We start from the raw sequence: 18546 nt of genomic DNA on the forward strand, positions 1-18546 counted from the left end.
TTGTCCGTGATCGTGAGGATTGCTGAATGCCTGATGAGTTGTTGCACCTGCCTGTGGTCAACAGTCTGCTGGAGCGCCATAAGGGCACCCCGGGCGCGCTGTTGCCCATTCTTCATGATATTCAGGAGCACATCGGTTACATCCCCGATGTCGCCGTCCCCGAGATTGCCCATGCCCTCAACCTGAGCCAGGCCGAGGTTCGCGGGGTGATCAGTTTTTACCATGACTTCCGTACTGTGCCGCCCGCGCGGCATATTCTGCGTCTGTGCCGGGCCGAGTCGTGCCAGAGCCGTGGCGCCGAGCAGCTTGCCGCGCAGTTGCGCGAGCGCCTGCAACTGGATGATCACGGCAGCAGCGCCGATGGCAGTATCAGTTTGCGTCCAGTGTATTGCCTGGGCGCCTGTGCCTGTTCGCCCGCCCTGGAGCTGGATGGCCGGGTGCATGCGCGGCTCAGTGCCGAGCGTCTGGATGCCTTGCTCGATGCTTGCCGGGAGGACGCGTGATGCCGGCTTTCTATCTGTCCCGTGATTCGGTGGCCCGTGCCGTGGGTGCCGAAGAGGTTGTGGTAGCCCTTATCACCCATGCCCGGGGACGCATTGTGCCCCTGGAGATACAACGTACCAGTTCGCGTGGCCTGTACTGGCTGGAACCACTGCTGGAAGTGGACACGCCGCAAGGCCGTTTCGGCTTCGGTCCGCTGACGGCTGCGGATGTGCCGTCGGTGCTCGATGCACTGCAAAGCGAGCCATCCGCGCATCCGCTGGCCTTGGGCCTGGTGGAGGAGTTGCCTTATCTGAAGTCTCAACAACGCCTGTTGTTCGCCCGCGCCGGCATTACCCAGCCGCTGTCGTTGGAGGATTACCGGGCCCACGGCGGTTTCGAGGGTTTGACCCAGGCCATCGCCATTGGCGGCGAGCAGACCGCGACGGCGGTGTTCGATTCGGGCCTGCGTGGCCGTGGCGGCGCGGCTTTCCCGGCCGGGATCAAGTGGCGCACGGTGCGCGGCACTCAGGCGGCGCAAAAATACATCGTATGCAACGCCGACGAAGGCGACTCCGGCACTTTTGCCGACCGCATGCTGATGGAAGGCGACCCTTTCCTGCTGATCGAAGGCATGGCGATTGCCGGCATTACCGTCGGCGCCACCTTCGGCTACATCTATGTGCGCTCGGAATATCCGGATGCAGTGGCCACGCTGCGTGCAGCGTTGAACATCGCCCGAGAAGCCGGTTACCTCGGCGCCGATGTCGGCGGCAGCGGCCTGGCATTCGATATGGAAGTGCGGGTCGGGGCCGGTGCTTATATCTGCGGTGAAGAAACCGCGCTGCTGGACTCCCTCGAAGGCAAGCGCGGGATCGTTCGCGCCAAGCCGCCGATTCCGGCGTTGCAGGGCTTGTTCGGCCTGCCGACGCTGGTGCACAACGTGCTGACGTTGGCCTCGGTGCCGCTGATTCTGGCCAAGGGCGCGCAGTTCTACCGCGACTACGGCATGGGCCGCTCCCTGGGCACCATGCCTTTCCAGTTGGCGGGCAATGTTCGTCACGGCGGCCTGGTGGAACGGGCCTTTGGCCTGACCTTGCGCGAACTGGTGGAAGACTACGGCGGCGGGACCGCCAGTGGCCGGCCGTTGAAGGCGGCACAGGTGGGCGGCCCGCTTGGCGCCTGGGTGCCACCTTCGCAATTCGACACGCCGCTGGATTACGAAGCCTTTATGGCCATCGGCGCGATGCTCGGTCACGGTGGTGTGGTGGTGGCTGACGACACCCTGGACATGGCCCGCATGGCGCGCTTCGCCATGCAGTTCTGCGCCGAGGAATCCTGTGGCAAATGCACGCCTTGCCGTATCGGTTCGACCCGTGGCGTCGAGGTGATCGACCGTCTGTTGGCCGCGCCTGACCAGAACAGTCGCGATGAGCAGGTGATCATCCTCAAGGACCTGTGCGACACCCTGCAATACGGTTCGCTGTGCGCGTTGGGCGGCATGACGTCTTATCCCGTGGCCAGCGCCCTCAAGCACTTCCCCGCTGACTTCGGTCTGCAAGCCTCGGAGGCCGAACAATGATCACTCTCTTCGACCCGAAAACCGATATCGACCTCGGTACGCCAGCCCGCAACAGCCAGGTGCAAGTCACCCTGAACATCGACGGCCGCAGCATCAGCGTGCCCGAAGGCACCTCGGTGATGCACGCCGCCGCGCTGCTGGGCACGACTATTCCCAAACTCTGTGCCACCGACAGCCTGGAACCTTTTGGCTCCTGCCGCATGTGCCTGGTGGAGATCGACGGCATGCGCGGTTATCCGGCGTCCTGCACCACGCCGGTCACCGAAGGCATGAGCGTGCACACGCAGACGCCAAAGCTCGCGACCCTGCGCCGTAACGTCATGGAGCTGTACATCTCCGATCACCCGCTGGACTGCCTGACCTGCTCGGCGAACGGCAACTGCGAGCTGCAAACCGTGGCCGGTCAGGTCGGCCTGCGGGAAGTGCGTTATGGCTATGAAGGCGAGAACCATCTGGAGGACGTGAAAGACACGTCCAACCCCTATTTCGACTACGACCCGAGCAAGTGCATCGTCTGCAACCGCTGCGTGCGCGCCTGCGAAGAAACACAGGGCACCTTTGCCCTGACCATTACCGGGCGTGGTTTTGAATCCCGCGTGGCCGCTGCCGGTGGCGAGAACTTCCTCGACTCCGAATGCGTGTCCTGCGGCGCCTGTGTGCAAGCCTGCCCCACCGCGACCCTGATGGAAAAAAGCGTGGTCGAACTGGGCCAGCCCGAACGTAGCGTGATCACCACCTGTGCCTATTGCGGCGTGGGCTGCTCGTTCCGTGCCGAGATGAAAGGCGACCAACTGGTGCGCATGGTTCCGGACAAGAACGGCCAGGCCAACCACGGCCACTCCTGCGTCAAGGGGCGCTTCGCCTGGGGCTACGCCACCCACCCGGATCGCATCACCAAGCCGATGATCCGCAAGCACATCAGCGACCCGTGGCAGGAAGTCAGCTGGGATGAAGCGGTGACCTACGCCGCCAGCGAATTCCGCCGCCTGCAGCAAAAATATGGTCGCGACTCCATCGGTGGCATCACCTCCAGCCGCTGCACCAACGAAGAAACCTACCTGGTGCAAAAACTGGTGCGCGCCGCCTTCGGCAACAACAACGTCGACACCTGTGCGCGAGTCTGCCACTCGCCGACCGGCTATGGCCTGAAACAGACCCTGGGCGAGTCCGCCGGCACCCAGAGTTTCGACTCGGTGATGCAGGCCGATGTGATCCTGGTGATAGGCGCCAACCCCAGCGACGCCCACCCGGTGTTCGCCTCCCAGCTCAAACGCCGCCTGCGTGAAGGCGCGCGGCTGATCGTCATCGACCCACGACGCATCGATCTGGTGGATACGGTGCATGCCCGCGCCGAGTATCACCTGGCCCTGCGCCCCGGCACTAACGTTGCCATGCTCAACGCCCTGGCCCACGTGATTGTCACCGAAGGCTTGCTCAACCAGGCCTTTATCGACGCCCGTTGCGAGGGCAGCGATTTCGCGATCTGGAGTGAATTCGTCAGCCGTGCGGAAAACTCGCCGGAAGCCCTTGGCCCTGTCTGCGGTGTACCCGCTGCCGACATTCGTGCCGCTGCGCGCCTGTATGCCACCGGTGGCAATGCGGCGATCTACTACGGTTTGGGCGTCACCGAACACAGTCAGGGCAGTACTTCTGTGATGGGTATCGCCAACCTGGCCATGGCCACCGGCAACATCGGCCGCGAAGGCGTGGGCGTGAACCCGCTGCGCGGGCAGAACAACGTGCAAGGCTCCTGCGACATGGGCTCCTTCCCCCATGAGCTGCCCGGCTACCGACACGTCTCCAACGAGGCGGTACGAGCGCAGTTCGAACAGGCCTGGAACGTCACCCTGCAACCCGATCCGGGCCTGCGCATCCCCAACATGTTCGAGTCGGCCCTGACCGGCAGCTTCAAGGGCCTGTATTGCCAGGGCGAAGACATCGCCCAGAGCGACCCCAATACCCAGCACGTCACCGCGGCTCTGTCGGCCATGGAGTGCATCGTGGTGCAGGACATTTTCCTCAACGAAACCGCCAAGTTCGCCCACGTGTTCCTGCCGGGCTGCTCGTTCCTGGAAAAAGACGGCACCTTCACCAACGCCGAACGACGCATCTCCCGGGTGCGCAAGGTCATGGAGCCGCTGGGCGGCAAGGCCGACTGGGAAGGCACCGTAGCCCTGGCCAACGCCCTGGGTTACCCGATGAATTACCAGCACCCGTCGCAAATCATGGATGAAATCGCCAGCCTGACGCCGACGTTCACCAACGTCAGCTACGCCGAACTTGAGCGCCATGGCAGCCTGCAATGGCCGTGCAACGCCGAGGCTCCGGACGGTACGCCAACCATGCACATCGAAGAATTCGTGCGTGGCAAGGGGCGGTTCATGCTCACCGGCTACGTGCCGACCGAGGAGAAGGTCAACAGTCGCTATCCGCTGCTGCTGACCACCGGGCGCATCCTCAGCCAGTACAACGTCGGCGCCCAGACCCGGCGTACCGACAACGTCGCCTGGCATGACGAAGACCGCCTGGAAATCCACCCGAGTGACGCCGAGAGCCGTGGCATCAACGAAGGTGACTGGGTCGGCATCGGCAGCCGCGCCGGCCAGACCGTGCTACGTGCGCGGATTACCGAACGGGTCGCCCCGGGCGTGGTGTACACCACCTTCCACTTCCCGGAATCGGGGGCCAACGTCATCACCACCGACAACTCCGACTGGGCGACCAACTGTCCGGAGTACAAGGTCACCGCCGTGGAAGTCAGCCGCGTCTACCACCCTTCGGAGTGGCAAAAACGCTTCCAGGAGTTCAGCGATGAACAACAGCGCCTGCTCGACGCACGTCGCCAGGCACGCGGGACCAAAGCCGAGGTACGCCGATGAGTACTGACAACCTGATCAAGATGGCCAACCAGATTGCCCAGTACTTTGCCAGCCAGCCGGACCAGCAACAGGCAGTGCTCGGCGTGCGCAATCATATGCAGTTGTACTGGGCGCCGAGCATGCGCAGGGAATTGCAGGCCTGGCAGACGGAGCATCAGGGGGCGGACCTGCACCCTTTGGTGCAGGCCGCGGTGACTGGGGCGGGTTGGGAGGCTTAGCCTGCTGGCTGCAAAAAAACTGTGGGAGCGAGCTTGCTCGCGATGAGGGCTTAACATTCAGCATTTTTGCTGGCTGATACACCGCCATCGCGAGCAAGCTCGCTCCCACAGGGTTCGCGTTGTTCGAAAGTGAAGCGGTCAGTTCAGACTACACCCTACTCATCCCCCTTCCGCGCCGCCGTCACAGTCACTTCAATCGCCCGGACACTGATTGCCGCGAACGTCGCGGTCATCAGCACGCCATTGAAACCCAGCAACACTGCCAGCACTCGCGAGGCGCCGAGTTTAGGCACCAGTTCTCCATAGCCGATGGTCAGGCCCGTCACGAAGGCGAAGTAGACACCGTCATCAGGGCTCCAGCCTTCCAGTTGGGCGATGATAAGGCCGAAGGCGATGATCACTAAAAGCAGTACCGAGAAGATCGGCCACACCACTTTGAAGTAGAACCAGACGGCTTTGTAGAACTCGTGGCGGACGTTTGATGCACGGGTGAAGTTCATGTCGCGGGCTTCCTGGGTTTGCCTGGCCGGCATGGGTATGCACAGCCTTTCAACAACCCATCAGTTTGGCATAAACGCTGGGGACTGTAGGCCAACGTCGGGTTGCGACCAACAGGGCACTGTCCGTGAAGGGCAGCGACTACCCAGGATCGTGAACTTCATCAAACCACCCGTCACAATTGAAAATGTTAAAAATGACCCGACCGATTCAAAATATCAGTTATAAACAACAACCCCCACTAGCAACATTCGTCGACAGCAATATTTTGCAGTAGTGAGACTAAAAATTTATAGAACCGTCTCGCAAAACTGGAACTACCGTCTCAACTTGCAAGTACTACCAACATCAGGCCGTAGCTTTCATATCACGATGCCTGACCCAGTGAAATAATTTTCATTTGTCGGCGCATCGAGTCCGCTCCACACTGTAGAATTCCGGCGCATCGAGGCGCCCGCTGATCTCGGGATCAACACGCAACGACCACCCTGGTGACTATGCGAGGAAAGGAAAGCCGCTGGCGATGACATTGCCAGACTCACGTCATTGAACATTAAATGGCTCGCGACCGGATTCCGACTACCAGGATTTCGAATACCGAGACTGTTGTTCAGAACGACTAGATCAGCAAAGGAATGGATCATGATTTCACTGGATGAACTTCTCATCATGTCGGGTTTGTCGCGCAAGAGCGATTGGTTCGAAGCCCTCAAGTCAAATACTACGGCACTGGGTTGTGACGGTGTTCTGTTTGCTGTCAAACCGAACGGCAGTACCGATAATAATCAAGCCATCATTCTCAGTGACTATCCCGCTGCGTGGCGTACGAAGTACGACACTGAAAATTATGCCGGGATAGATCCCGTCGTTGCCCACTGCCTTACCTCTACGGTGCCCATCGTGTGGTTCGACAATATTTACACCTCTGTACAACAACTGAATTTCAGGGAGGAAGCAAAAAATCACGGCCTGATGCGAGGCGTGAGCTTGCCAGTACACGGCGCCGGCGGCCAAGTGGGAATACTGAGCGCCCGACTCGAGGCGATCCCGGAGCGTCACCTCAAATACCATTTGGCGCGGACGCTTCCCAGCCTGACCCTTCTTCGCGATTACGCGCTTGATACGCTCCTGAAGTTGATCGGCAATGAGGAAGCCGAAGAGCCCGTTGCGCTCACACATCGAGAGCTGGAAGTACTCAAATGGAGCGCCTTCGGCAAGACCACTTGGGAGATCGCGCGTATTCTCAGTTGTTCAGAAGCCAACATCAATTATCACTTTTCAAAAGTCAGAACGAAATTCAATGTCGGGTCCAGGAGAATGGCGATTGTCAAAGCCTTGCAAACCGGTGTGTTGGAGTTTTAAACCACAGGCTGCAATCCGCAGGCAACGACTGAACAGGTGTATTGAATAAAACTTAGAACACAGCAGTACTGGTCACACGCAGGACGTTCGGTTTTCAATCTCTACAAGCAGTCGTTCCCTGAGCGCGGGTTCCCACACTTCGTCCCATTTCCGCACATAATATTGGCGCTGATCAAGGATCTGCTGACTATTCAAATCAAAATCAGCGCCAATAAGTTCAATCTGCCGCGCCTTGGTATATGACATGAACGGAGAACTGGATAAACGCCGGGCATCTGTATCAATGCCAAGGCGCTTTGCACAGTATTGTGCTGCGGCGAGGGCTTCGTGCTCAGAGTGGTTGGCGTCCATGACTTCAGACTGGACTCGCTCAGCATTCCAGACCGGCTCCTGAAAGATATGTCGATAAACATCAACGGCGACATCGCAATGTTCTATTTCTTCGGTGAAGTGATAGCCCAACAAATAGAGCACACCCAAATTCGCTGAAATGTTGCAGGTCCGGGCAAAATTCTTTCCGGAGAACAGTTGCTCAAAAAAAATGAAACTGGAAATACAATTCTTGCTTTCAAACACGGCAATTTTCAGTAAAGCGTCCCTGATACCTTCCCTCTCGCCCCTGGAAACGCTTTGCAGTATGGGCTCGTAGTTCTTCACATGAAACTCATGAAGATAGGGATACACCCTGGGGTGTAATTGATCTTTGTACACACTGCCCGGACAGAGAAACGAATTCAGGTGCTTATGCGCCTTGGCATGGTGCATCTCCTGGACCAGGAACGTATGTTCAAGGTCCAACAACCCCTCATCGGCAATCAACCCCCGCGAATGCTTGCTGACGAAATTACAAAAATATTCAATGTATTCCAGGTAAAAGGAATACCCCAGCCCCACGAGTGAAGTCTGATCGTCGTAAGCCCAGCGAAAATCGAAATCCGCACCGATTTTCATGGCTTGCTTGATATCAAATGGAATTCTTCTAATTTTCATGCGGCGTCCTGGCTGCCTATCGCGAAACGGCGCTCACCCTAGGTAGAGCGCCCCCCGACACTGTCAGTTCTGAAGAAACAGAATCCCGTCTTCGCTTTCCGGCGAATGAACCGCTCGGGTCTGCCCCAACCCTTTGACCAGGAAAGAAACATGCTGGGCACGCATCTGTTCCTGGGTATAAGGGTTTCTGTCACCGAATATCTGCTCCATCAATTGTGTTTTCTTGCGCACAATACGATCGACAGCACCCTCTCCGCGCTTGGCCGGCAGGAACAACTGCATCAGTTTGTTTTGCCCTTCAAAGTAGGTTTCATGGACCATTGCATTGTGGTATGTCAAACCGATATCAATCACGGCTAGCGAACGCTCAAGATGAGCGGGATCGGACTTGACCATTTCCTCGATCACCGCAGCCCACGCCTGAGTGTGCCGTGCCTCGTCTTTCATGATATTGGTGATTAGGGCCTGGAGAGCCGGGTGGTGCACTTGACTGCGTACATCCCGGTACAACTCAGTGTTGACCACCTCACCGAACAAATGGGCGAAGGTGTAGCTGTAAAGATCCCAATACTTTCTATCTTCGTAGCACCAGATGTATTTCTCTGAATATTCACGGACTGACAGTTTGTCCACATACCCTAACTCACCTGTTGAAACATAGTGATAGGCAGTCGCCAGTGCGATGCCATGACGCATTTCCTCGTAGGCAATGATGTTGACATACGCAAGAATCTGCCCCCAGTCATTGGCAAGATCCTTTGGGTAGCCTTCACGGACTTCCGTGAGCAGCAGGTCATGAAACTGCACCGCTGATGCTTGGCCGGAAAACTCTCCATCAGACAAACAATCGAGTAAGTTCACAATATCCCGATCGTGCTCATCCAGTTCCGTCAGCCAGTTCCAGTCATAGCGCTGTGCATCCCACCTTTGCTCATCGGAAAGGCAGCCAAAGTTAACGATAGTGCTGATTCCGGACATGCAATGTTCTCCTTGAAATGAGTCACTCGGTACAGAGCGACTCAATTATTGCCTGGATGGTAATAACGACGTTCAGCAACTCAGGCCGCCGTCGATCACGAGCGTCTGACCGGTTATATAGGCCGCGCCCTCGCTCATCAGGTAATCCACCAGTGACGCCACCTCGGCAGTGCTTCCGAGACGACGTAGCGGGATGCTTTTTTTCAATCCTGATCCATGGTCTTTCAAGTGCCTGGTCATGTCGGTCTCGATATAACCTGGTGCGATACTGTTGACGCGCATGTTAAATCGAGCCATTTCAAGCGCCAGCGAGCGGGTCATTCCAATCAACGCAGCCTTACTGGCTGAATACGCTGTTTGGCCGATATTGCCCTTAACCCCTGAAACCGAACTGACGTTGATAATGCATGTCCCTGACTCCCCCATCATCGACCCAATAAAAGCCCGGGAAACCGAAAATGCAGAAAAGACATTTTGACTGAAGATCGCATTAAGGACCTGTTCATCCAGATTGGAAAAAAGCCGATCTTCGGCAACACCCGCATTGTTGATGACCGCATAAGGTGGGCCAAAACGATGAATGAGCGACTGTGCAATATCATTGACCTGACTGACGTCTGACACGTCGCAGTGAACAGCCTCCACCTGCCTGCCAGGCTCACTATTCAACTGCTCAGCCAGCAACCGGGCTTCGTCCACGCTGGATTTATAGGTGAACACAACATCGAAGTTACGGCTGGCCGAGCGCACGATTTGCGCGCCAATACCCCGAGAGCCACCCGTCACGAAAATCCATTTGCGTTTCATGCCGGCTCCTCCAGCAGATTGGCTATCAACCCCATTTCTACCGCCAATACAGGCCGATCGAGGGTGTACAAGGTAAAGACGACAGAGGCAAAAATAGAATCGTTGACCCTGACCAGATCCTTACCCTTTACGCTGTAATAAGTTGAGTCATAGCCCGCGCCCGGGAGCTGGGGGCCATCACCGTCCATCAGCGTCAGCGCGTGGGATATCTGATAAACGACGTAAGGCCGCGCTTGGGAAATGCCTTCCCTGGCGAGAAATCGCTGAACGTCACTGGCCAAGGCTGTCTTGCGGTTATCTTCGATGTAAATGGAAAACAGGATCGCGTCCCAGTACACACTCGGATGCACCGGTGTCCCAACAAGCGTCGACAACAGCTCGTACTTCTCATCCAGCTCTTCGACGCTGAATCGCTCCAGTATCGGGCGGCGCTCGTCCGCTGCTGCCAGGGCTGCAACTTGCGGGGCAACCCGCGCCTTCACACTGCCCATATACAGAGACTTTCCGTCAGAACTCACTTTAATGTTCTGAACCGGACTGAGTGTGTAGTCGACAAACTGGTCGATCGGCACCGCGTGTTTGAGATGCAGTTTTATCTCGCAGGCCTGGGCACAAATGGGGGCTTCCAACACCAGTTGATTTTTTAGCGGCAACATGGCCAGCATTCCATGGACAATGCGCCCGGAATGGCCATTTTTTATGGCGAAGTCCGCATCAAAATGCACCGGGTTACGATCGCCGGAAAACTGTGCCCATCTCTCCAGGTCTTCATGATTAAAGTTTCGACGCATTTCACGAATACCTTCTGATTACCAGGCAACTATTTGCCCCGCCGAATCCGTAGTTGATGTTCAGTACGTTGTCGACAACCCCCAGATATCGATGCTCGTTAGGGATGTAGTCAAGGTCGCAAAGTGGATCGGAACGCTCCAGATTGATCGTTGCCGGCGCCATTCCGGTCAGGATGGTCTTGATACAAAAAACTGTTTCAATGGCACCCGCCGCGGCGATGAGATGGCCGGTATAGGACTTCGTACTGGAAATCGGCACCGTATGGGCACGCTCACCAAAAACTTTCTTGATGGTATTGGTCTCGTTCAGATCATTGAGCTGAGTCGAGGTCCCGTGCGCATTGATGTAGTCGATATCCCATGTATTGAGACCTGCGTCTTCGATCGCCTTTTCCATCGACATCGCTCGCCCCAACAAGTCCTCGGCCGGGGCAGTAATGTCGTAGGCATCCGAATAGTTGGCGTAGCCGCCGATCTCGGCATAGATCGTAGCGCCTCGCTTGAGTGCCTCATCCAGGTCTTCCAGAACCAGTACGGCGCTGCCTTCTGACAACACAAAGCCACTACGGTCCCGACTGAATGGACAGCAAGCCTTCGCTGGATTCTCCTGTTCCTTGCTCAGGGCACCGAGGATATCCACCGACCATACGTTGTAGGCTCCGGTGATGCTCTCACTGCCGCCTGCAAGCATGCATTTGGCCCGACCACTACGGATAACTTCGCAGGCATCACCGATAGCAATGTTTCCTGTGGCGCAGGCCGCGACCAACGTGTTCTGGTAACCCCTGAGGTTCCAGGCCATTGAAGCCGACCCGGTCCATACGCTATGCATGGAAAAAATGGTGCTAAGCGGTGAAGCGAGACCCGACTCGACATACATATCGTTGTTGTCGATGGTCGAGTCGACGCCCCCCCACCCTGTCCCCAGCACGACGCCACGGTCGAAGGGTGAATAGTGCTTGTCCATCTCGGCGACCGGGTCATCGCCGAAGGCCATGCGCAATGCCTGCTCCGATGCGGACATACCAATGCGCGCAAAGCGCGGAAGATTCTTGGCGATGCGCTTGGGCACCGCTTTGAGCTCTATCGGAAAATCGATTTTTCCGAAAAACCTGGCTGTAACCGACTCATCTTGCATCGGATGCAGGGCGTAGCCCATTTGATAGTCTTTTATCGCCCCCCAGATCTCTTCCGTGCTCCGACCCAAAGCACAGACGGAACCGAACCCCGTGACAACTACCCGTTTCTTGGTTTGCACTGCACGCCTCTCCCTAGCTGTGTTTGCATGGTTATGCCGGCGTACTGGACCGGGCCTGCTCGCTTCGGCAGAAGGCATAAAAATCGCCCATCGTGCTGAGCTTCGCCTCAGGCAACTTATTGACATCGATGGCGATGCCCAACTCTTTCTTCAGGGCAACCTGAATACTTACGTAATCAAGGCTGACCAAATAGATATCGCTGATCAGGGTTTCGTCGGTGATGGTCGAAACATCAAAATCAGTCAGTTCGCCAATCACATTATTAATCACGGTACTTACGCTCATTATTCCACTCCTACTGCTTGAGGTTTATTGGCACTGCCGGCCATGATTTCACTCATGATCGCGCGGATTTCATCAGTCATCGGCACTTCCATGGAGAATGTATTATCGATCACTGAATAATCGAGATAGCCCATTCGACCAATGGGCCGAACTTTCTGAATATCGACACAGCCATCAGGCTTTATGTAGTCATCATTAATATGTACACGAATCACCTCACCGATGATCAGGTCCACTGTTCCCAGTTCACTTTTACCTTTGACTACCGTAGTTGAAACATAACGGCACTCAAGGTGGCACGGGCTGTCTTTCACCATCGGCACATCGGAAAGATCGGCCTTCACTTTCTCGAGGCCTGCCAGCTCGAACTCACTCTGATCGGAAGGGACAATCATTGCGGAGATATTTACCGCGTCCTTGAGCGCCTCGGTTGCCATATTCCAGACAAACCAGCCGGTCTTTTCTGCATTAACGGCCGAATCTTTTCGTTGACCTGTCGGATAATGGTTAGCCGCAAACATGACCATAGGCGGATCAAATGTAAGAATGCCGCACTGACTGAAAGGCGCCAGGTTTTCATTGCCACTCTCATCGACGCTGGATATCCAGGCGATGGGACGGGGCACGACACAACTTCTGAACGGCGAGTGTGGTAGAGGGCAATTATCTTCTTGCGGATCGTATTTCATTTCTTAACTTCACTCCTCATATATCCAACCAATGTTTACAGTTGAATTTTTCCGAGTCAAGCACACCCCGCACTGACTATCTCAACTAACAGGGACAACCGAAGCCCTCATAAAACAGAAGAACCCTGACCAGGCGCATACAATGACAGCGCGGTAAGTTCAATCTGACAAAAAACACTCAGACACACCTGACAGCAACCACCGACTGGCACAACTACTAGTCGATAAAACACCATCAACGTAAAAGCAACAACACCACACCCGTGCTTTAACTATTAAATCAAGGACAATAAATAAAAGGAGATGGCCTGCAGTCGTCACTGTCGCGCCCACTCATAACAAGCAGGTCGCTGTTGTCATACCTGACTCTACGAACGGGCCCGGTAAGGGTGCAGGTGCATGAGTTGATCGGGGATGCAATGACGCGGATGGGTGCTGATCCAGGCTGAACGATGTGTTCGCTGAATCTGCGGACCAAACCACTGGATGCCGAGGCTGGGAGCCTCTGCTTTCTTGGGGAGGGCCGAGTAGGCATGACGGAAATCGGCTTGAACCAGCCAGACGACAGATCGCAGCTCTGCGTTGTCTCAGAAGGTCACTGCCGAGCGAACCCGGCAGTGACGGTTAGAACAGTTCGATACCACCCTGCCTGTCACTCGTGCGACAGGACTGAAGATAAACATCGAACGATGTAGCAGGTGTCAGTCGCGCCACGCCTTAAGCAGCAAACTGGCATTGACCCCACCAAAGCCGAAGCCGTTGCACAGTGCGTAATCCATATCCATTGCGCGCGGTTCACCAAGCACCAGGTCGACATCCCGCGCGTCTTCATCAGGTCGGTGGCAGTTAAGGTTGAATGGCGCCACTTGGTTAACCAGCGACTTGACCGTAAAAATGCTTGCCAGGCCTCCCGCCGCGCCCAGTAGATGGCCGGTAGATGACTTGGTAGAAGACACCGCGACATTCTTCGGGCCAAATACTGCCTTGACTGCCGCCAGCTCGCCTTTGTCACCGACCATCGTCGAAGTGGAATGCGCGTTGATGTACTTCACTGCGCCCGGTTCAACGCCTGCTTTCTTCAGGGCGGCCCGCATGCAACGCTGAGCGCCTGCGCCGTCCTCAGGAGACGCCGTAACATGATAGGCGTCGGCGCTGGTGCCATAACCGACAATCTCGGCGATAGGTTTGGCACCGCGAGCCAAAGCATGTTCCAGGGTTTCGATGACCATCAACCCGGCCCCTTCCGCAATAATGAAGCCGTCGCGATCCGCATCGAAAGGACGGGAGGCCTCTTCCGGGCGGTCATTGAAGCTGGTCGCCATTGCCTTGGCCGCGACAAACCCACCGATGCTGACCTCATTGATGCACGCCTCGCTGCCACCACAAATGGCAATATCGGCTTCATCGTTCTGGATCATTCGCACGGCATCGCCAATGGCCTGCACGCCAGCGGCGCAAGCCGTCGCAGGCGCTCCCAGCGGCCCTCTGAAACCGTATTTGATCGAAACCTGACCGGACGCCATGTTCACCAGAAAACCGGGGACGGTAAAAGGCGAAACACGGCGCACGCCACTTTCGTTGATCGAATTCACCGCGTCACGAATGTAATTCAACCCCCCAATGCCCGAAGCGATGACAGTCGCTGTGCGTGCCTTTTCTTCATCCGTTGATGGAGTCCAGCCTGATTGCCGGATCGCCTCACTGGCGGCAGCCAGGGCAAAAATGATGAAGCGATCCATGCGCCTGGCTTCTTTGGGATTCACGAAGACGCTGGCATCGAAACCGGCTTCAGGGTCGGCACCAATGTCCGGGACAGTGCCCGCAATTTCAACCGGCAGATCGCCTATTCGCTCGATCTTGCGCACGCCAGACTTGCCCTCTAACAGACGCTTCCAGCTGTGTTCAACGCCAACACCCAACGGGGACACCGCCCCCATTCCAGTAATTACAATTCGTTTTGTCATCGCGTTGATTCCTCTGTTTCGATATTTGGCAAGCAGTGAATCTTCCGTCCATTGAGCCGATGGTCGTGGAGGCTGAAACCAAATAGAACATTTGATAGAGGCACCTGCGGCAGGTCAACCTGTGAGCAGATCGACTATCAGAACTGATAGTCGATCATGGTCCAGGCACGGACTTTCACCGTAGAACTATCAATTTTCTCACCGCTTCCGAGTGCCCACCGTCGCTTTTTTCACATGGCCAGGGATGCACGAGTGGTGTCGTTGAGTTCTATACGCAGCGCAATGGCATTCTCGACACCAATGCGCATGGCCGGGCCAAAACGGCTGATATCGAGCCCTTTTCGCCGGAGCAACTTTTCCACGCCAAGTGTGGTCACCGTTACAAACTGATCGACGCCCCGTTCAATGGCAAAATGAATCAGGGCCTTAATTGCCAGAATTGAATCAAGCGACAGACATTGCGGGGACTTTTCCCGCGGCAAGATAGCAAAACGGCTCAATTCCCATATACGCTCTGAATGAGGGGCTTGCGCACCGTACAACAACGCTGGAAAAGTGTCCTTGAGCATATAGGGGCCAGTGGTCGGCAAGATTCGCCAACATCCGAATAAACGTTCAGAGCCAGGTTCATCCTCCAGGATCAGATAATAGGGGTTCAGTGCATCATAACCATCGATTTCCATGCCGGCGATGATCGAAACATCCCAACGTTTACGGTCCTTGAAAACTTCAGCACGCAGCTTGTGCATTTGTTCAAGTCGCCCGTTATCAAGTTCGATACGGGAACCAATTGCGATAGCCATTATTACCTCCTCTTCAGAGCTAATATTATTTGGCCATTTAGCACTAATGATAACTATCAAATGTGTTAAATCGCCATCAGGCATTGCAACGAGAACTCGCTAATTCACAGGCATCCATAAACTTTTCTTGATCGCCTTACACACGCAACTATCCATTGTGTCAGTCGCGAACGAGTGCCAGGAAACTTACCATTGGATCCCCAAAGACTGACAGTGAGCGATTCATGAACTTCTCCGCGCTAATTGATGCAAGTCGTCTACCCCATCGCCCCCTGATGATTCCCGCAAGCTGGAGCCAGGGCCGAGCCGCTTTCGGTGGCGTCGTCGTGGCGCTTGCGCACGAAGCGATGCGTCAGTTCGTTCCGCGGGATCGTTTGCTACGGTCACTTTCGTTGACATTCGTCGGCCCCGTAGCGGTAGACCAACCACTGTTCTTTGAAACCGAAGTCCTTCGCGAAGGCAGTGCAGTGACTCAACTGCATTGCCGGGCCGTGCAGGCGGAACAGACCGTCACCTGCGTGCAGACTTGCTTTGGTTCCGCCAGGTCTTCTGCGTTGGCGTTATCGGCTGAGCCGATGCCAAGGCTGCCGGCCCTGGAGAAGTGCGCGCCTTTGCCCTTGTTGCCTGATGTGGCTCCTCGGTACTTACAGCATTTCGACATCCGCTGGGGCTATGGCGGAATGCCATTCACCGGCGCGTCATCACGGTCAACGAGCGGGTGGATTCGATTGAAGGACGCCCCCCTCGATGCAACATTGAGTGAAACACAGCTACTGGCGATGCTCGATGCCTGGCCGCCAGCGGTATTCTCCCAGCACCGTGCCCTGGCTCGGGGCAGCTCGCTGACCTGGAGCGTGGAGTTCCCACAACCGCTGATCAATCTGCCAGCCAATACCTGGTGTGTCATGCACGCCTCAACCGATTATGCGCTTGAAGGTTACAGTGCCTGTTCGACCACCCTGCATACACCCGATGGAAAACTGTTGGCACTCAGCCGGCAGACCGTGGTGGTGTTCGGCTAGCCTTGTATGACTGTCATTTATCTAACGTCTTTCTCCTGCCCCCAAATCAAGAAAGGTCTTGCTTGGCGAGACCCTTTTTCGGCAGCAGAAAAGTGAACCCGCACCGCCGCCCTCTCCATCCTGTCCGCATACTGCACAATGTCGAGTTGCGACCAATATGGATGAGGGCGTAAACGCCGTGCAACGTCCGTCTGCCACCGAGGGCAGTCGCAGGCTGACCCTCTCGCGGCAACTCGATCCCTCAACGATGCCGCGCCCTCGGATGTAGTACTCAGCTCATTTCATTTTCCCGGATCAACTTCTTGTTGATCTTGCCGACGCTGGTCTTGGGGATTTCGGCGACGAACTTGAACTGCTTGGGGATCGCCCATTTGTTGATGCGCCCGCCGTCGACGAAGGCTTGCAAATGCACCTCCAGAATCTTGCGGTCGAGGTATTGCCCTGGCTCGCAGACGACCATGGCCATGGGCCGTTCGCCCCATTGCTCATCGGCAATGCCCACCACGGCCACGGACATAACGCCCGGGTGTTCGCTGATCAGGCTTTCCAGTTCCAGGGAGCTGATCCACTCGCCACCGGTCTTGATCACGTCCTTGATGCGGTCCTTGATTTCCACGCCGCCCAGCTTGTCGATCGAGGCCATGTCGCCGGTGTGCAGCCAGCCGTTGTGCCACAGTTCAGCGCCTTTGTCCGGGGCTTTCAGATAGCCCTGGGTCAGCCACGGCGCGCGCACTACGATCTCGCCCAGGGACTCGCCGTCATGGGCCACGTCGTTGCCGTCGGCGTCGATGATTTTCAGGTCGACCATCGGCACCGGTGTGCCGGTCTTGATGCGGATCGGCAGTTGCGCTTCGGTGGATAGCTGCAGGTCTTCGTCGCGCAGGTACGTCAGGCACAGCAACGGGCAGGTCTCGGACATACCGTAGCCGGCGTGTACCACCATGCCTTTGGCATTGGCTTCGCTGGCAACGCCCAGGGTCAGGGCGCTGCCGCCCAGGAGCATTTTCCAGCCGTCGAAACGGGTCGCCTTGCCTTCCTCGCAATTGAGGATCATCTGCAAAATGGTCGGCACGCAGTGGGAGAACGTCACCTTCTCTTCGCGGTACAGCCGGACCAGGCTGTTGGGCTCGTAGCGGCCGGGATAGACCTGCTTGATGCCCATCAGGGTCGCGACATAGGGCACGCCCCAGGCATGTACGTGGAACATCGGCGTGATCGGCATGTACACATCGTCGGAGCGCAACAGCGGTGCACCTTGATAGACGCCCAGGGTGCCGACGGCATTCAGGGTATGCAGCACCAGTTGCCGGTGACTGAAGTACACGCCTTTCGGGTCGCCGGTGGTGCCGGTGGTGTAGAACAGCGTGGCGACCGAGTTCTCGTCGAAATCGGGGAAGTCGTACTGGTCCGGGGCCAGGGCCAGCAGGTGCTCGTATTCGCCCAGCACCGGCAGCGAGGTCGTGGTCGCCTCGTCATCGGTGAGTTGCAGGTAGCCTGTGACGGTTTCCAGCCGTCCGTGGATCTGCTCGACCAGGGGCAGGAAATCGTCATGCACCAGCACCAGGTCATCCTCGGCGTGGTTCATGGTGAACAGCACCTGCTCCGGCGACAGGCGAATGTTCACCGTGTGCAGCACCGCGCCGATCATCGGCACGGCGAAGAAGCATTCCAGGTAGCGGTGGCTGTCCCAGTCGAGCAGCGCCACGGTGTCACCGGCCTTGACCCCGGCCGCCGTCAGCGCATTGGCCAGGCGGCGGATGCGCTGGTTGAGGGTCTGGTAGCTGTAACGCAGCTTGTCGGCGTAGACGATTTCCCGGCCCGGCTGGTAGCGCACGCCGGACAGCAGCAATTGCTTGATCAGCAAGGGATAGGCATAAGCGCCGTCGGCGGGCGGGATTATTTTTGTCGCCATCATGATTAAGGTTCCTTGTCCTTTCGA

At 56.7% G+C, this 18546-nt stretch carries 17 protein-coding genes; 6 read left to right on the plus strand and 11 right to left on the minus strand.

The window, feature by feature from the left end; translation table 11 throughout:
• The first annotated feature begins 26 nt into the window (after window positions 1-26).
• From ACM6IK_RS09555 to ACM6IK_RS09570, 4 genes are read left to right on the plus strand one after another with little or no spacing between them, the layout of a single operon-like run.
• Window positions 27-503 (plus strand): formate dehydrogenase subunit gamma, encoded by a 477-nt coding sequence (locus ACM6IK_RS09555; RefSeq protein WP_414874101.1) that lies wholly within the window; start codon window positions 27-29, stop codon window positions 501-503.
• The gene (locus ACM6IK_RS09560) at window positions 503-2062 is read left to right on the plus strand and encodes a formate dehydrogenase beta subunit (protein WP_414874102.1); all 1560 of its coding nucleotides are present in this window, start codon (window positions 503-505) and stop codon (window positions 2060-2062) included. Before ACM6IK_RS09555 ends, ACM6IK_RS09560 begins: the two co-directional genes overlap by 1 nt.
• Window positions 2059-4941 carry a formate dehydrogenase subunit alpha gene (gene fdhF / locus ACM6IK_RS09565; RefSeq protein WP_414874103.1) on the plus strand — a complete coding sequence of 961 codons (2883 nt, stop codon included), beginning with the start codon at window positions 2059-2061 and terminating at the stop codon, window positions 4939-4941. The genes ACM6IK_RS09560 and fdhF overlap by 4 nt, the downstream gene beginning before the upstream one ends.
• Window positions 4938-5159, plus strand: a complete 222-nt coding sequence (locus ACM6IK_RS09570; RefSeq protein WP_108218317.1) for a formate dehydrogenase subunit delta — start codon at window positions 4938-4940, stop codon at window positions 5157-5159. Before fdhF ends, ACM6IK_RS09570 begins: the two co-directional genes overlap by 4 nt.
• Window positions 5160-5314: 155 nt before the next feature.
• Here the strand turns inward: ACM6IK_RS09570 and ACM6IK_RS09575 are convergent, their stop codons facing one another.
• Complete coding sequence (locus ACM6IK_RS09575) at window positions 5315-5659, minus strand: potassium channel family protein (RefSeq protein ID WP_414874312.1); 345 nt, start codon at window positions 5657-5659, stop codon at window positions 5315-5317.
• A 640-nt stretch (window positions 5660-6299) separates the two neighbouring features.
• Here ACM6IK_RS09575 and ACM6IK_RS09580 point away from each other — a divergent pair.
• Window positions 6300-7019, plus strand: a complete 720-nt coding sequence (locus tag ACM6IK_RS09580; RefSeq protein ID WP_414874104.1) for a helix-turn-helix transcriptional regulator — start codon at window positions 6300-6302, stop codon at window positions 7017-7019.
• 72 nt (window positions 7020-7091) lie between these two features.
• Here ACM6IK_RS09580 and ACM6IK_RS09585 read toward each other — a convergent pair whose 3' ends face one another.
• From ACM6IK_RS09585 to ACM6IK_RS09625, 9 genes are all read right to left on the minus strand, one after another.
• The gene (locus ACM6IK_RS09585; protein WP_414874105.1) at window positions 7092-8009 is read right to left on the minus strand and encodes a metal-dependent hydrolase; all 918 of its coding nucleotides are present in this window, start codon (window positions 8007-8009) and stop codon (window positions 7092-7094) included.
• Window positions 8010-8072: 63 nt separating this feature from the next.
• On the minus strand, window positions 8073-8987 hold the full coding sequence (locus ACM6IK_RS09590; RefSeq protein ID WP_414874106.1) for a hypothetical protein: 915 nt from the start codon (window positions 8985-8987) through the stop codon (window positions 8073-8075).
• Window positions 8988-9059: 72 nt separating this feature from the next.
• Window positions 9060-9794: an SDR family NAD(P)-dependent oxidoreductase gene (locus tag ACM6IK_RS09595; RefSeq protein ID WP_414874107.1), complete on the minus strand. Its 735-nt coding sequence runs from the start codon at window positions 9792-9794 to the stop codon at window positions 9060-9062.
• Window positions 9791-10585, minus strand: coding sequence for a MaoC/PaaZ C-terminal domain-containing protein (locus ACM6IK_RS09600; protein ID WP_414874108.1), 795 nt, complete (start codon window positions 10583-10585; stop codon window positions 9791-9793). The genes ACM6IK_RS09595 and ACM6IK_RS09600 overlap by 4 nt, the downstream gene beginning before the upstream one ends.
• Before the next feature lies 1 nt (window position 10586).
• Window positions 10587-11843, minus strand: a complete 1257-nt coding sequence (locus ACM6IK_RS09605; RefSeq protein ID WP_414874109.1) for a beta-ketoacyl-[acyl-carrier-protein] synthase family protein — start codon at window positions 11841-11843, stop codon at window positions 10587-10589.
• A 31-nt stretch (window positions 11844-11874) separates the two neighbouring features.
• Window positions 11875-12129 (minus strand): hypothetical protein, encoded by a 255-nt coding sequence (locus ACM6IK_RS09610; RefSeq protein ID WP_414874110.1) that lies wholly within the window; start codon window positions 12127-12129, stop codon window positions 11875-11877.
• Window positions 12129-12818: a flavin reductase family protein gene (locus tag ACM6IK_RS09615; RefSeq protein ID WP_414874111.1), complete on the minus strand. Its 690-nt coding sequence runs from the start codon at window positions 12816-12818 to the stop codon at window positions 12129-12131. The genes ACM6IK_RS09610 and ACM6IK_RS09615 overlap by 1 nt, the downstream gene beginning before the upstream one ends.
• A gap of 701 nt (window positions 12819-13519) precedes the next feature.
• Window positions 13520-14782, minus strand: coding sequence for a beta-ketoacyl-ACP synthase II (fabF, locus tag ACM6IK_RS09620; protein ID WP_414874112.1), 1263 nt, complete (start codon window positions 14780-14782; stop codon window positions 13520-13522).
• Between the two features lie 230 nt (window positions 14783-15012).
• Window positions 15013-15585 carry an acyl-homoserine-lactone synthase gene (locus ACM6IK_RS09625; RefSeq protein WP_414874113.1) on the minus strand — a complete coding sequence of 191 codons (573 nt, stop codon included), beginning with the start codon at window positions 15583-15585 and terminating at the stop codon, window positions 15013-15015.
• Between the two features lie 224 nt (window positions 15586-15809).
• On the opposite strand from ACM6IK_RS09625, the gene ACM6IK_RS09630 reads away from it, so the two are divergent.
• Window positions 15810-16607 (plus strand): acyl-CoA thioesterase, encoded by a 798-nt coding sequence (locus tag ACM6IK_RS09630; RefSeq protein ID WP_414874114.1) that lies wholly within the window; start codon window positions 15810-15812, stop codon window positions 16605-16607.
• 271 nt (window positions 16608-16878) lie between these two features.
• On the opposite strand, the gene ACM6IK_RS09635 is transcribed toward ACM6IK_RS09630, so the two are convergent.
• Window positions 16879-18522 carry a fatty acid--CoA ligase gene (locus tag ACM6IK_RS09635; RefSeq protein ID WP_414874115.1) on the minus strand — a complete coding sequence of 548 codons (1644 nt, stop codon included), beginning with the start codon at window positions 18520-18522 and terminating at the stop codon, window positions 16879-16881.
• Window positions 18523-18546: the final 24 nt, after the last annotated feature.

It is taken from the genome of Pseudomonas sp. IT-196MI5 (genome assembly GCF_949767415.1).
Taxonomy (GTDB): domain Bacteria; phylum Pseudomonadota; class Gammaproteobacteria; order Pseudomonadales; family Pseudomonadaceae; genus Aquipseudomonas.